We start from the raw sequence: 14662 nt of genomic DNA on the forward strand, positions 1-14662 counted from the left end.
CTAGGCCTGCGCTGACGGTTCTGTCGTCGTGCGACACGTGGCGAGGTCTCGGGGAGGGATAGCGCCAGTACGAACACGATGAGGGACGATGAAGAGGTTCTGCACAAATACGATCGACCGGTCGTGTTCTATGTGCGGGCGACCGTGCTGCCGTGGGTGTTCTGGTTCGCGGCGGCTCATCTCAGCCATCTGCCGGAGCCGAATCGGGTCGTGCCCGTCGCGACGATGGTGCGGTCCTTGGCGGGACTGTTTGCCCTGCTCGGTTGCCGTTCCTTGTCGCGGCGGTGTTCCTGGTGCCCCTGACGCTGATGGCGGCGCAGGGGCTGTCACTGTTTTTCGGCTACGATCCAGGGCAGTTCGGACTGCAGGGCGGGTTCACGTTCTCCACCGGGCTCATGCCGGTGTGGGTGACGCTCACCGGGGCCGCTGTCGTTCATCGACGGCTACTACCAGAACGAATTCGTCGAGCCAGAGGGGCTGCCGACCTTGAACTTCCCGGACTCGATGGTGGCGTTCGTGCTCGTGATGAACTGGCTGTATTTTCGGTGCGGACGCAGCATCCTCATCCCGGTGGTCTCCCGCGCCTCGGCGAATATGTCCGCGGAGATCTTCATGACCGACCCGGACTCGAAGATCATTCAGACGGGACTCATGCTCGTTCTCTCGGTGATCATCATCGTCAGGGAACGCCGCCTGTTCTTCGCCCGGCCGGAGACACAGTGAACGGTCTCATGCCCCGGAATCCGCCAAGGCTCGTCGTGAAATGCACATCACCTTTTGGTTGTGGTGTGTCGGCGGCCGGCCGCGCCGCGGTCGGCCTATATTTCTGTAGTGAACAGCATCCCCGAAACATCCCTAAGACAGTCCCATCCCCACCGATTCCCTCATCGCGGCCTCCTTCCCGAAGGCAGCCACTTCACTCTGACGTGGACCATCGGCTACGACTACGGCGGCATGACCACGGTCGCGCTGGAACGGAGCTCCGCCTTCGCTCGGCTCGACAATCGGCGCGTTGAGATTCTGACTCTGAGCCCGGAGATGAAGGGCCGGGATCGGGAACGCGAGCTTCGGGCCGCGGGGTCAATCGATCGTAAGGTGAAAGTCCGCAATCTGTGGCAGGACCTCACCTCCTGGTCTGACCGAAAGCTGCGCAGGATGGTCGGCACGGTCGACCCCGATCCGACAGCAGCCGATGATGTCATCACGCGGACCGGTCAGGAATGGACTGAACAGAGGAACGATTCCGAGGACAGTCTGCTCCAGGCCGACAGATACCACGATCGAGGGCATCTGCTTGTCATCGATCGCCAGGATATGAAGAAGCCCGGTCGCCGAGGCGGTCGTCGGATCACACTGTTCGACCGCGAACAGACGGTCATCGCGCAATGGTCAACGGCGCGAGAGTTCTATCAGGCGTGGCTCGACGTCGTCATCGGAGACAAGCCCTCCTACCTCATCTGCGACTCTGCCTTTGTCGGCAATTTCATTCATGAGTACCGGCGCGACAACGTCATTCTCTGCATGGTCAACCACAATCACTTTCTTGCTGATGCCAATGATGAGCCCACCGGTGCGTTGGCTGACGACAAGTTCGGCTACCTCCGTCAACTGGACGGGTTCGATCTGGCGACGACGCTCACCGATTCGCAGCGAGTCGCCATGGAAGGACTGGACCTGTCGGCCGGAAAGCTTGCGACGGTGTCGAATCTGACGGACGATCTGCACGGAGATCCGGACCGACCACGGCCTCGCAGCAGAGGTTCCATGGTTGCTCGTCTGTCACCGCAGAAACGCGTGGAGGACGCAATCGGCGCCGTTGCAAGCGTTGTGGCCGATGGTCAGCAGGTGACGCTTGACGTGTATGGGGACGGCGACGACCGGCCGATGCTCAGCGAGCTCATCGAGAGCGGGAAGGCAGCCGGCCGAGTCACGCTCCACGGCCACGTGGATGGAGCGAAGTCGAACTTCCTCTCCAGCTCATTCAGCCTCCTGACGAGCCGCTTCGAAGGTCAAGGGCTCGTGGTGCTGGAAAGCATGTCGGCGGGGTGCATCCCCATCTGCTATGCGGTGGACTACGGACCCGCAGACATCATCGAGCACGGGACCGATGGATTCCTCGTCGCACCCGGCGACGTCGACGGACTGGCCGCCGCGATCTCGACATTCCTGTCTCTGCCCGAGGACGAGGTCTCGAGGATGCGCCGAAACGCCGTCGCCCGGGCAGCAGACTTCTTCCACGATCCCATCGTCCGACGGTGGGGAGAGGTGCTGGCGGCTCAGTCGTTTGTTCCGATCATCCGTGCCGAGAACGCGCGGGCAGAAGTTCGAACTGCCGAAGTGACTGCCGATGGAGTCTCCATCACTCTGAGCCTCTCTGATCTCGGAGGAAGCACGCCCAAGCAGATGTTCATCTCGTGGAAGTCGCGAACTGGGACCTTCTATGGGCGAGTCGAAGCCCACGCCAGCAAGGAGCTGGTCACGGCCGATATTCCGTTCTCTCGGATTGAACCCATCACAGACGAGTATGTCGACTTCTCCCTCGACCTCGTTTTCGGGCGAGGATTCGAAAGAGTGCGCTTAGCCTGCAGCGAGGACTCAGCCCTCTCGTCGTCGGCTGCGCTGCATCTCTATTCGACCAAGCACGGAAATCTCAGCGGTCGCTTCATCCGAACCGGCCTCACATCCACTTCTTGACCCGGAAGACGATGTAGAGAACGACTCCCAGCCCGAGCATGAGCCCCAGCGCCATCGGATAGCCGAAGGCCCAATGGAGTTCGGGCATATCGTCGAAGTTCATTCCGTAGATCGCTCCGACGAGGGTGGGGGCGAAGAGGATCGCCGCCCATCCGGAGATCTTCTTCATGTCCTCGTTCTGTCTTTGGGCGACCAGCGTGGAATTGACGTTGAGGATCTGCGACAGGGCCTCGCGCAGTTCTCCGGCTTCGGCAAGGACTCTGGTGAGGTGATCTGTTACGTCATCGAGGTAGGCGCGAAGGTCGTCAGGAATCGCGTACTTGGCGGCGCCGTTGCCGAGCGCCTGCGTCAGCCGATTGAGGTGGGTGGAGTTGTGAAGGACATCGATGACTTCTTGACTGAGGAGATAGATGCGCTCGGCAGCGGCAGTGTCCCCGCTGAAGACCTGTCTCTCGATCCCGTCCTTGTCGTCCTGCAGTCCATCGAGAACAGGGAAGTACCCGTCGACCACGGTGTCGAGCAGGCGGTACATGAGCGCTTCCGGCCCGAGCGTGAGAAGTTCGCGGTCTTTCGCCCAGCTGCGCTTCTCGTTCGTGAAGTACTCCTGGACTCCGCTGGTGTCCGCCGGAATCGGTGTTCCGTCGATGAAGCGGTCTCCCTGACAGATGATGACGAGCACATCATCCTTCATGAGAAGGTGGAACTCGTTGAACTCGACTTCCTCTTTCGCGTCGATGTAGACCGCTGATTTCAGAACGACGAAGAGGACATCGTCGTAGCGTTCGACCTTCGCCCGTTGATTCGCATGAAATAGGTCGTCGATGAGAACCGGATGGAGATCCCACGCAGAGGCGATCTCGTTGAGGAGCTCGGGAGTCGATCGCGGAATAACCACCTGAGTGATCGACCCGGTCGTTTCTGTCGGTCTGCCCTCCGAAGTATGCGCGGCCAATGCGTCGCTGAAGGTCGACGCAGTTGTCAGCTCCTGGGGTTCGCTGTTGATGATCTGCCGGCTGAACAGCGTGGTCTCCCGAGCGACGTTGTCGTGGGGCGTGGTCGAAGGACGCTTCCGCAGAGACGACCGTTCGAACCGCTGCCGACTTTCAGGTGACATGTACTCCCTTTCGCAGAATCTCACCCAAAAATAGCCGATTGTCGATGAAAGAGTCGATTGTCGATCGGACATCCGTTCACCTGGAACGGAGGCGTATTCAGGGGGAGCACAGATAGGCATGCACAATAGTCTCCATGACCTTCCTACCGGCAGAATTGCCGCACACCGCAGTTCGTGGTGCCTCGTTCGCGCAGTCAGTGGCCAAGCTCGCCGCGCAGAGACTGCGTGAGCGTGTTCGTGAATCTCGGCTATCTGATGACTTCCATCCTCAGGACGACGACGCATTCGTTGCGGCAGCGTACTTTGCCGGGGACCTCAGCTCTGTCTACCAGCTCGAACAGTGGCTGTGGCCGTTCGAACAGCTCGAGTCCCGACTGAAAGACCTCGGCTTCGGGGACCGTCCCTTCGGCATCATCGTCCGGAATTCACTCGTCGCCAGACATCTCAAGGGCGTCACCTCGTTTCCTGTCCGCTTCTCACGCCTGACGAAGGGACTGGACGAGTTCATGCAGGCACCGAGTCTGCGGGCAGTGTTCTATGTCAACCAGGGGACAAGCAACTTTCAGGCCCTCCGCTATCCCGAACCGGCTCATGTGCACCTCAGCCACGGTGAGAGCGAGAAGATCTCAATGATCTCCAACCAGCTCAAGGGCTACGACTACGTATTCACCGCAGGTCAGGCGGCCCGAGAGCGAATCGAGCAGACTCTGTACGGCATGAGCGACGATCGCATGTTCGATGTGGGGCGGCCCCAGCTGGATCGTCCGCGATCGATCCCGCCCGAATGGAAAGAGTTCGAAGCCGAACACCCTGACGGCAAGGCGGTCTTCTACGCCCCGACGTGGGAGGGTGATTCCCCGTCAATGGCGTACGGCACCATCGCCTACAACGGAACACAGATCGTCACTTCGCTGCTGGAAGCCGGATACCGAGTGATCTTCCGCCCGCACCCGCGCACCGGTGTGATGTGCCACGAATTCGAGAAGGCTGTCGAAGACGTGGCGGAGATCGTCGAATCCGATCCGCGGGGATTCCTCGACAAGAGTCCAGACGTATCGTGGCAATTGGACGAGGCCGACCTCGCCGTGGTCGAGATGACGTCGGTCGCCTTCGACTGGCTTGCCTCCGGAAAACCCCTCGTGATGGTCAAGCCGCACGGACCAGACGCCGAAGTGCTCGAAGGAGGACTCCTCGATCGCTGCCCTGCCGTCGACTCGATGAGCGGGGAAAGTGTCGTCGACCTCATCGACGAAGCCATCTCGCGATGCGGCTTGGTCTCTGAACTGGCGCAGTTCTACTTAGGTGATACCGCGGCTGGTGAGCAGACCGCTCGCTTCATTCAGTCGAGCGAACGTGTGATCAGGATTCGGACGGACGAACGTCGCGTAAAGCGTGCTGAGTGACCCGTGTGACGTTTTCTAAACTTTAAGTAACAGAATGATAAACTAACGCGGAACTAAATCTGCGGCTCACGAGGTGAGCTTCGACCTCTGAACGGAATCAGCCATGAAACGAGTCATCACTTACGGAACATTCGACCTGCTCCATTACGGGCACATTCGACTGCTCCAACGGTGCAAAGAGCAGGGAGACTACCTGGTCGTCGCTCTGTCGAGCGATGAATTCAACGCTGGCAAGGGAAAGAAGTCGTACTTCTCCTACGAAGAGCGCAAGCACATGCTCGAAGCCATCCGCTATGTCGACCTCGTCATTCCTGAAGACAATTGGGAGCAGAAGTCGACCGACGTCGAGAAATACCATATCGACACCTTTGTCATGGGCGACGATTGGGAAGGGGAGTTCGACTTCCTCAAGGACAAGTGCGAGGTCGTCTATCTGCCGCGCACTCCTGAGATCTCGACGACGCGGATCAAGAGCGAGCTGGGCAAGTCCTGACCGTGACGGCGCGGGCTTCGCGCTATCGTGACTGGACACCATCATGGATCTGAGAGGAACGGACGTGCCCGAAAAGTCTTCGGCGAACCATCCGACGCTGTCGGAGCTTCGGGCCAAGGCACAGCCTCCGGAAGTCCGCAGTCGGAAGAACGCCGAGCACTGGACGGCGCAGCTCTACCTACGGCATATCTCGATCTATTTCACGATGCTTCTCGTGCGTACGAAGATCACCGCCAACGGAGTCACCGGCCTGATGATCCTGGCCGGTTGGTGCATCGCATTCAGCCTGCTGATTCCGGGCATCTGGGGTGCGGTACTTGCCGTCCTCTTCTCCCAGGTGCAGATGTACATCGACTGCTGTGACGGTGAGGTCGCGCGGTGGCGGGGAACCAGCGGAGCAAAAGGCGTGTTCCTCGACAAGGTCGGCCACTACACGACCGAAGGTCTGGTCGCGGTCGCGCTCGGAGTGCGAGCCGTGGGCGAATGGAACAGCCTGATCGAAGACCCGGCCGGCACATATCCGTTCCTGCTGGCAGGAACCGTCCTCGCCGGATTGGTGCTTCTCAACAAAGCGCTCAACGATATGGTTCATGTTTCCCGCGCGTTCAACGGACTCGACAAGCTCGCGGACTCGAAAGAAGCCACAGCACTGAACCCGGGAGTCATCTCCACCCTCAAGCGAATCGCTCGGTTCGTGCCTTTCCACCGCATCTTCCACTCCGTTGAGATGTCTCTGATGGCATTGGCCTCGAGCATCGTCACCGCGATAGCCGTATCGGCGGGCGCCGAACCACTGTTCGGCGAACGGTGGCTCGTCATCATCATGGCTCCGCTGTGCCTGCTTTCAGTCATCGGACACTTCATGTCGATCATGGCATCAAGGAGGCTGTCATGAGCGAATCATCACGGATTCTTTCCCAGCGCTTCGAAGACAGCAAACGCTACACCTTCGGCGTTGTCGTTCTCAGCCAAGGCAAGCGACTGGACGATCTCAACCGCGGATTCGAGTCACTGCTGGCGCAGAAGGGCGTCGATCTCGACATCGTCTGCGTGGGAAACGGTTGGGAGCCAGAAGGCATACCGGACCAAGTCAAGAAGTTGGGGCTGCCGGAGAACCTCGGAATCCCTGCCGGTCGCAATGCAGGCGTTCCTCACGTCGATGGCGAATTTCTGTTCTTCCTCGACGATGACGCGTGGCTGCCGGATGACACTTCGCTGATGCGGATGGCCCAACTGATGCGCACAAAGCCGCAGATCGGACTGATCCAGCCGAGGGTCGAGGAGCCAGGTGGGCCGGATGCGCCGAAACGGTGGATTCCCAGACTCAAGAAGGGAAGCGCCGACCACTCATCGAACGTGTTCTCAGTGTGGGAAGGCGCAGTCTGCATGCAGCGTCGCGCCTTCGACGAATGCGGCGGATGGCCGGCACCATTCTGGTATGCACACGAGGGCATCGAACTCGCTTGGAGGGTTTGGGACGCCGGCTACATCGTCTGGTATATGGGCGACCTCGCCGTCGCCCACCCGGTGATCGACCCGAGACGCCACGACGAATACTTCTACATGAACGCGAGGAATCGAGTCTGGTTGGCGCGGCGCAATCTGCCGTGGCCGTTCAGCTGGGCATACGTGGGCTCCTGGACGTTGATGCAATTCATCAAGTGGGCCAACAAGCCGCATCAGCTCAAAGCCTGGATGGAAGGGTGGCGCGCCGGATGGCGCCTCGACCCATGGGGTCAAGATGAAGACCGGCAGAAGCTGTCAAGAAGAGGTGTGCTTCGAATGTCTCGGCATGGCAGGCCGCCGATCGTGTAACTTCACGCCGCCAAGGCGAACGGTGCGCGTCATAGCAGCAGGAACCAGACCGGGGGAGTCCCCCGGAGAGCATACTGTCTGCCGCGTACGACCGGAACGAGTAATGACAGGGACCGCAGTCGGGTCCGAACCAACCGACTGAGAAACTGAGTGGAGCCGATTGATGCAGTCGACAGCCCCCGTCGCTGAAAACTCCCCACAGAGGTCGAGCGCGCCCAAACCCTCGGGATTCCGTTCCGATATCCAAGGGCTGCGCGCTCTGGCCGTGGGAATCGTTCTGCTCTATCACCTGTGGCCCGATCGATTCGTCGGCGGGTTCGTCGGTGTCGACGTATTCTTCGTCATCTCCGGGTTCCTGATCACCAGCCACCTCATCAAGTCCCCTCCACAGAGTTGGGGCGATGTGGCAAAGTTCTGGGCACGACGGGTCCGGCGGCTGCTTCCAGCATCGCTGCTCGTCCTCTTCCTCGTCGGCATCGCAACCTTCTTGGTTGCTCCACAATCGATCTGGGCCGATACCGGACGCCAGATCCTCTCCGCAGGGCTCTACGTCGTCAACTGGGACTTCGCCGTATCCAGCGTCGACTATCTGGCTGCGGACAATGCTCCGTCGCCGGTCCAACATTTCTGGTCGCTGTCCGTCGAAGAACAGTTCTATTTCGTCTGGCCGATGATCATCGGTTTGGCGTTCCTCGTAGGGACCAAGTTCGGCCAGTCCAAGAAGATCGTCGGTTTCACCGTCCTCGGAATCTTTCTCGCTTCGCTCGTCTTCTCTATCTGGTACACGGCTGCCGAACCCGCGATGGCCTACTTCATCACCCCGACCAGGATGTGGGAACTGGCCGCGGGCGGGCTGGTTGCCGTCTTCGTTCTCTACGTTCGACCAAAGCGCCTCCCGTTCAGCTCTCTGCTCGGCTGGATAGGCCTCGCCGGAATTGTGGCAGCCACCTTCCTCATCCGCGCAGACATGCCGTTCCCCGGCTCCATCGCGCTGGTTCCGGTAGTGTCAACGGCGCTCGTCATCCTTGCCGATTCCCGGGGCCGGGCATCAGTGCTTCCGCTGCTGTCGCTGCGGCCGATCCGGTTCCTCGGAGATATCTCGTATTCCGTCTATCTCTGGCATTGGCCCCTCATTGTTCTCGTGCCATACCTCTCAGCCAAGCTCGGACGCTCGGAGAGCCTCGGCGTCCTGGACAATATCGCCATCATCTTGGCCTCGATCATTGCCGCATGGGCTTCGACGACCTGGGTAGAGAACCGATTCCGCAGATCTTCGTTCTTCAGCAGTTCAAAGAAGACCTTCGCGTTTGCGGCACTTGCCATGGCGTTGGTCGCTGCACTCGGGTTCAGCCAGATGGTCGTCGCCAACACTATTGTCGAAGAGAATGAAGACAAGCTGCAGGCCCAACTGGACGACCCCGATTCCTGCCTTGGTGCAGGGATCCTCCTTCCCAGCGCCAAGGACAATCCCAACTGCGAAGACAAAGACTCGCTGCAGATGGAACCCGCTGCGGCGAAAAAGGACAAGTCCAAGGCCTATGCTGATGGCTGTTGGGCCAGCGCACCGTATGCGAGCAAACCGGAATGCACCTATGGAGACGGGTCGAAGCATGTCGCACTCGTCGGAAATTCGCATGCCGGTCATTGGCTGCCGACGCTCGAGCGCTTGGCCGACGAGCATGATCTGACGATCACGACGTTCCTCGCCTCGAACTGCAGCATTTCGACCCTTCCTCAGGACCTGTCGACGCCGGACGAAACCAAGGGGTGCCAGGACTACGCCGACTGGGTCTCGAAGAGAACGACCGAAGGCGGCTTCGACGCAGTGATCACGTCGGAGCGGCAATCCACTCCGCTGGAAGGCATGGATTGGGAAGAAACCGAGAAGAAGGCACCTGAAGGGCATCGTGAGATCCTGCAGCGCTGGGTCGATGCAGATTTGGACGTCGTGGTCATTCGGGACACCCCATACCCGGGCGGGGCCGATGTCACCGTGCCGGATTGTGTTGCCAAGCATGAAGACGACCTCGAGCAGTGCTCCGGAACACCGGAGTCATGGCACTGGATGGATCCCCTTGCCGCCTCGGCGAGGACAATTGATTCGAAGAATCTGTCGGTCATCTACCCCCAGGACTGGTTCTGTCCGGACGGACGATGCGAGCCGGTCATCGGCGGAGTCATCACCTACTTCGATACCGCTCATATCACCGCGACCTACGCCCAGACGCTTGCGCCGCAATTCTCGAAGGCTCTGCGGAAGACCGAACTGACGACATTCGGCTAGGCTCCGTCTGCGAGAACTCTATCCAGCGGTGTTCAGGATCCGACCGTTCACCACCACAACGTCATGGTCGCCGCTGTCGGGTGGATCATACGAAGTGATGTCCTTTGATTGACAATGGGGTCCAGCTCAGTTCCACCTGAGATGGACCCCATTGATCATTGTCCGACGTGACTGTTGCTCGCCTCAGCTGCGAGCTGTAGCGTCAGCCAGCGGGGCATACTGACGGCCGCCGGGCTTCGGCTGTCCCCGCCAGTTGAGCAGAGCTGCTTCGTCAACAGCTTCGAACTGAGGTCGAGCGTTCCACTGCCTCGACAACGGCGTCCGCGCGTGGGCGACGACGATCTGCATCGCGTCCTCATAGTTATAACCGTATTCGTCCATGACTCCAAGCGTTGCCGCAGGCAATTCGTCCCTGCGTGCCTTCTCCCCATCAAGAACCATGACGTCAGCGCTGAACGGCCGGAACTGCCGCTTCTGAGAGGCGAACAGGAACTGCAACGACTTGCTGTGTTCGTCCCTGAGCCGTCGTGCGAACGTCCGGAGAAGCGTCAGCCCATTCGTTCGGGCGCCTCGATCATCATCTTTGGCCGCGAGAAAATCGCTAGCTGCGATCTCAATAGATGCAAGCTTTGTAAGATCATCATCGACGCGGGCCGCAGCCGGCACAACAATGAGACGGTCCACTGTCTCAAGAAGTGCAGGCAGGAGTGCTTTCACCTCATCAGCGTGGGGCTTCGTCCGAGAGACGGGCCGGATGAGCTGAATCGAGCCGTTCTTCAGATCCTTGAAAACACCGTTGGACATATGGCCCTCGAATGCCGGTGCCCAGCCGAAGATCGTGAACCGGTTGCCGGCATTCCTGTCAATCGACTCGACGAGTTGGGGGAGGAGGTCGAACTCGCCCTGTTTGGCATCGATGAAGATTGCGACCGAGTCGGAATCTGTGGGCACATCGACTTTGACCTGAGAGAGAGCCGTGTTGATGCGAGAGCTGCTCGCCACCGGGAGCGCAGCTTGAGAGAGGTACTCGTCTGCTCGTGCCATGTCGTCGGCAGTGATTTCACGCCAAGTGCGGTAGATGGTTTCTTCATCTGCACCATCGGCGATCAGCGGAATTATGACGCCCAGCTTGTCGAGGATGCCCTGACGGATTGCTTCATAAGCCGTGTCGTCGATATCGATCAGTCCGCCGAATCTCCAGTCCGACTTGTTCCCCGGGACGAACTTCACCTTGGCGCCGACCGAGCGAGCGGGCAGATAGGCGTGCAGTCGTGACGTATACACTTCCGAGTAGTCGTAGGCGTAGCTGTCGACCCATTCCTTCGCCAGCTTCAGATTGTCCACAAGGGACAGGTCGCGAACTTCGTTGAAAGCCTGAGTTCGAGACGGTCCCGATCCTCCGCCCTTCCAATCGATGCGTATTGTTCCGCGACGTGTGTCAGGTTGAGGTTCAGGGAAGAGAGTATCGACAGTCGTCGTCATGCAGCCTGAGAAGAACGCGGGTACTCCGACAGATCGAAGCAGTGCCACGCTCTGCCAATCGCGGCAACCGACCGGGGCATACTTCTTGAGGTAGTCGATCGCCTCCGGAGTAAGCATCTCAGGATGCCGGATGTAGACGGAAATGAGAATCGGTCGAAGATTCTCGTGGAACGGAATGTTGAACTTCTTGCCGAATGTTTCGTGCATGAACCATCCGAACACGACAGCCCACGATTCATCCGGGAGGTCTTGGTAGACGTTGGCGTCTCGTTCCAATTCGAAGAGCTCGAGCTTGCCCCGATTACCGCCGATCACGCGTTCGGGTTTGACGTGCTTGCGCACGTCATCGAAGAACTTCACGATGTCCGAGTCGCCCGTGACTTCGATATCGGTCTGTCGGGCAAGATGCCCGATGGACGCCAGAGTCTGGATGTAGTCACCGACGTTTCGCGAACGAGCGCTGGGCTGGTCGTACCCGATGATGCCGAACGGACGAGTCTTTCCGCTCATGGATGGCAGCGAACGCTTGGGGCCTTTCGGCAGCCACAACGAAAGACGTCGCAACTCGGCGGCAACGTCATTGCTCATCCGGTCCGACGGTCTGCCCAGGCCATGTTCGATCAACTGGCGGACTTCGTCATTGAGCCCAGCGGTGAAGGCAAACTGTGCCACCTTGAGAATCGACTTGTCGGTCCACGATTGAACGTGTCCGTTCTCAATATCGCTCATCAGCGTCGGCTGCATCTGTGCGCCGATCTCACTGACTGCAGCTGAGTAGTACTCGGTCGCAGCCGCGGCACGAAGCACAGGGTCGCTGGTCTTCGAAAATTCAGCCCAAGCGTTTTCGGTTGATGATGTGCTGAGAAGCAGCATTCCCAGAACGAACTGATCCAACTGACTGTCAGCGTGCTCGGCCTTCAGTCGGTAGGCCATGGAAGTCACTCTTGAAGTCTCACCGGCGGCGAGCATTTCGCGCACTGAATCGATGACAGATTCGCTCAGCCCTCTGCCGGCCACCAGTCCATCGAAGATCTGAGACTCGGATTGGAGACGGCGGACGTTCTTGAGATTTCGATTCTGCTCTTGACGGCTGGGGGCAGTAGTGAGACCGTTCGGCTTCTCAGAGTAAGAAGGAGAGACCTTTTTGGCGATCTGAATGTATGCTGCGGCAGTTGCCTTGGCCGTTGCCGTCGAAGCGGACTTGGAGGATTTGGGCCCTGCTGAGGAACCTTGGGGCTTCCCCGCCGCCTTGTCGACCAGCGGCTGAACTCGCTGCGCCATGGGTCGAAGCACAGGCTTCAACGACTGTTTGCCCTGATTAATGACTTTTCTCGTCACGGAGCCAAACGATGACAAGATGCCTCCTCGTGTTTCGATGTTGCGGATACGTACGGTGGTGAACTTTGTAGGTCACAGTCTACGGGGCATCGCGGTCGGCCTACCTGCTCCAGCGTGTTGCCTATTCAGAATACGCGCAGGGAAACGGGATGTAACATCGGTCGGAAGCGCTGATGCCGAATGCGTGTCTCGAATGAACAAGGGAGTGGCCATGACCGAATCCTCTGAGCTGTTGCCTGATGTTCCTATCTATGGCTTCATCGGGGGCATTCCGGAGTCATTCGGTGGACGAACCGGAGTCTGTCTTCAACGAGCTAACACTTTTGCCGAGCTCGATGATCGAGATGTCGAGATACTCACCTTGTCTCCTGCTCACAGCCACGACCCAGAAGCTGTCACGCAACGACTTCGGGACGAAGGCCGCATCGGCGATCGAGTGACGATCAGAAACTTCTGGGCCGATCTCCGTCGTGCGAGCGACGAGGATCTGCGGCTCATGTCGAAATACAGCGTCAAATCGCGGTTCGACGATCCTGGGAGGTTGCTGCCGTACTCGTCGGAATCGGTTGAGGAACTCAAGGACTCCGAGGGCAATCTTCTGCAATCTGATCGCTTCCGTGACGACGGGTCACGCGTCTCCAGTCATCGGACCGATGTGCTGAACTCACATGGTCAGACCAGCAAGATGACGACGATATTCTCACATGAAGGTGAGCCGATCGGTCAGTGGAAGGCCCTTCACGAACTCTATTTCTCGTGGATGGACTGGATTTTCGCCGGCCGCAAGACGGTGCTCATCAACGATGGACCCCCGTTGGCACGCTACCTGCACAAGTATCAACGGGACAATGTCATCTTCTTGCAGACGATTCACAGTCGCCATTCAAGCGACCCGAAATCGGCCGCGGGCCGACTTTCAGTCGTCTATCGTCCGACATTGATGCACATGGACAGTTTTGACAGAGTTGTTGTGCTTACCGAATCGCAACATGACGATCTGGTCGCAAGGAACCTCGGGTCAGACAAACTGGTCGTCGTTCCGAATATCGCGGACCTGACGCCGGAGGATTCAGCCGCATCGCGACCTGTCGCCCGAGGCGTGATGTTGGCAAAGATCACCAAGCTCAAGAGAATCGACCGGGCGATTCGTGCCGTCGACCTGGCGAGGCGACAGGGGACGCCCGCTGAGCTCGACATCTTCGGTGCCGCCGGTGACGCCAGTGAGCAGGTCGAGGGACTCCTGCGTACTCTGGAATCTCGAGACTCCATCCGGCTGAGAGGTTTTGATACCAACGCCAAATCACGGTTTGCCCAAGCATCATTCACGTTGCTGACGAGCAAATACGAAGGAATGCCAATGGTTCTGCTCGAGGCCATGGCCGCAGGCTGCATTCCGATTGCCTACGACATCGACTACGGGCCGTCTGACATCATCAGTGACGGCGTTAATGGATTTCTTGTGCCCAACGGTGACATTGAGGCTATGGCTGACCGAATTTCGCATCTTGCCAGCCTCGATGCGACGACTGTCGCAGAGATGCGTGAAGCTGCTCAGCGACGCACCAAGGACTTCGCGCCGGAGATCATCACCCAACGGTGGGGCCAGGTGATGCGGGAAGCAATAGCATCGAAGGCGCCGGCAACTGAACTGAAGGGACAAGCTCTTCTGAAATCTCTGTCATCGGCCGATGACACTTTCCGGCTCGAACTCAGCCTGAGAACGAGGCCCGGGAGAAAGATACACAGAGCAGTGTTGGTATGGGAAGAGAGAGAAGGCCTTGGCTTCGGCAGAGTACCCGGGACTGTGAAGCGGCGACTCACTGGAACATCGGCGGAATTTGTGCTCCCCGCCAGCGAGTTCGACTCGGTGGCAACCGGCATCGTCGATATTTGGGTTGACCTGTACGCCACGGATGGACACAGCCGCCTTCGAGTCAAAGGCGTAGACCCGAAGGCAGCTCTGCCGGCTAGCGGACGAATTCGGCCGTATGGAACGAAATATCAAAGCCTCAGCGCGCGAGTGAAATAGCACTGTGGAT

11 protein-coding genes are annotated in these 14662 nt (G+C 59.0%); 9 read left to right on the top strand and 2 right to left on the bottom strand.

The window, feature by feature from the left end:
- Window positions 1-78: 78 nt before the first annotated feature.
- The 3 genes from D3I60_RS18525 (at window position 79) to D3I60_RS19245 (ending at window position 2694) form a co-directional block, all read left to right on the top strand.
- Window positions 79-303 (top strand): hypothetical protein, encoded by a 225-nt coding sequence (locus D3I60_RS18525; protein WP_262778361.1) that lies wholly within the window; start codon window positions 79-81, stop codon window positions 301-303.
- Between the two features lie 183 nt (window positions 304-486).
- Window positions 487-723 (top strand): hypothetical protein, encoded by a 237-nt coding sequence (locus D3I60_RS18530; protein ID WP_262778362.1) that lies wholly within the window; start codon window positions 487-489, stop codon window positions 721-723.
- 108 nt (window positions 724-831) lie between these two features.
- A complete protein-coding gene (locus D3I60_RS19245) occupies window positions 832-2694 on the top strand; it encodes a glycosyltransferase (protein ID WP_262778363.1) in 1863 nt (620 codons plus the stop codon).
- Here D3I60_RS19245 and D3I60_RS18540 read toward each other — a convergent pair.
- A complete protein-coding gene (locus D3I60_RS18540; protein ID WP_262778364.1) occupies window positions 2678-3808 on the bottom strand; it encodes a magnesium and cobalt transport protein CorA in 1131 nt (376 codons plus the stop codon). The two genes, D3I60_RS19245 and D3I60_RS18540, sit on opposite strands and share 17 nt — an antisense overlap.
- Window positions 3809-3942: 134 nt before the next feature.
- Here D3I60_RS18540 and D3I60_RS18545 point away from each other — a divergent pair, with 134 nt between their 5' ends.
- The 5 genes from D3I60_RS18545 (at window position 3943) to D3I60_RS18565 (ending at window position 9803) form a co-directional block, all read left to right on the top strand.
- The gene (locus D3I60_RS18545) at window positions 3943-5211 is read left to right on the top strand and encodes a CDP-glycerol glycerophosphotransferase family protein (RefSeq protein ID WP_262778366.1); all 1269 of its coding nucleotides are present in this window, start codon (window positions 3943-3945) and stop codon (window positions 5209-5211) included.
- Between the two features lie 103 nt (window positions 5212-5314).
- The gene (gene tagD, locus D3I60_RS18550) at window positions 5315-5704 is read left to right on the top strand and encodes a glycerol-3-phosphate cytidylyltransferase (protein ID WP_039206950.1); all 390 of its coding nucleotides are present in this window, start codon (window positions 5315-5317) and stop codon (window positions 5702-5704) included.
- Window positions 5705-5768: 64 nt separating this feature from the next.
- Window positions 5769-6599 carry a CDP-alcohol phosphatidyltransferase family protein gene (locus D3I60_RS18555; protein WP_262778369.1) on the top strand — a complete coding sequence of 277 codons (831 nt, stop codon included), beginning with the start codon at window positions 5769-5771 and terminating at the stop codon, window positions 6597-6599.
- Window positions 6596-7519, top strand: a complete 924-nt coding sequence (locus D3I60_RS18560) for a glycosyltransferase family 2 protein (RefSeq protein WP_262778371.1) — start codon at window positions 6596-6598, stop codon at window positions 7517-7519. Before D3I60_RS18555 ends, D3I60_RS18560 begins: the two co-directional genes overlap by 4 nt.
- A gap of 163 nt (window positions 7520-7682) precedes the next feature.
- Window positions 7683-9803: an acyltransferase family protein gene (locus D3I60_RS18565; protein ID WP_262778373.1), complete on the top strand. Its 2121-nt coding sequence runs from the start codon at window positions 7683-7685 to the stop codon at window positions 9801-9803.
- 183 nt (window positions 9804-9986) lie between these two features.
- Here the strand turns inward: D3I60_RS18565 and D3I60_RS18570 are convergent, their stop codons facing one another.
- Window positions 9987-12623, bottom strand: coding sequence for a polysaccharide pyruvyl transferase family protein (locus D3I60_RS18570; RefSeq protein WP_262778375.1), 2637 nt, complete (start codon window positions 12621-12623; stop codon window positions 9987-9989).
- A 211-nt stretch (window positions 12624-12834) separates the two neighbouring features.
- Between D3I60_RS18570 and D3I60_RS18575 the strand changes: the two genes are divergently transcribed.
- A complete protein-coding gene (locus D3I60_RS18575; protein WP_262778377.1) occupies window positions 12835-14652 on the top strand; it encodes a glycosyltransferase in 1818 nt (605 codons plus the stop codon).
- Window positions 14653-14662: the final 10 nt, after the last annotated feature.

It is taken from the genome of Brevibacterium permense (assembly GCF_025506275.1).
GTDB lineage: Bacteria > Actinomycetota > Actinomycetes > Actinomycetales > Brevibacteriaceae > Brevibacterium > Brevibacterium permense_A.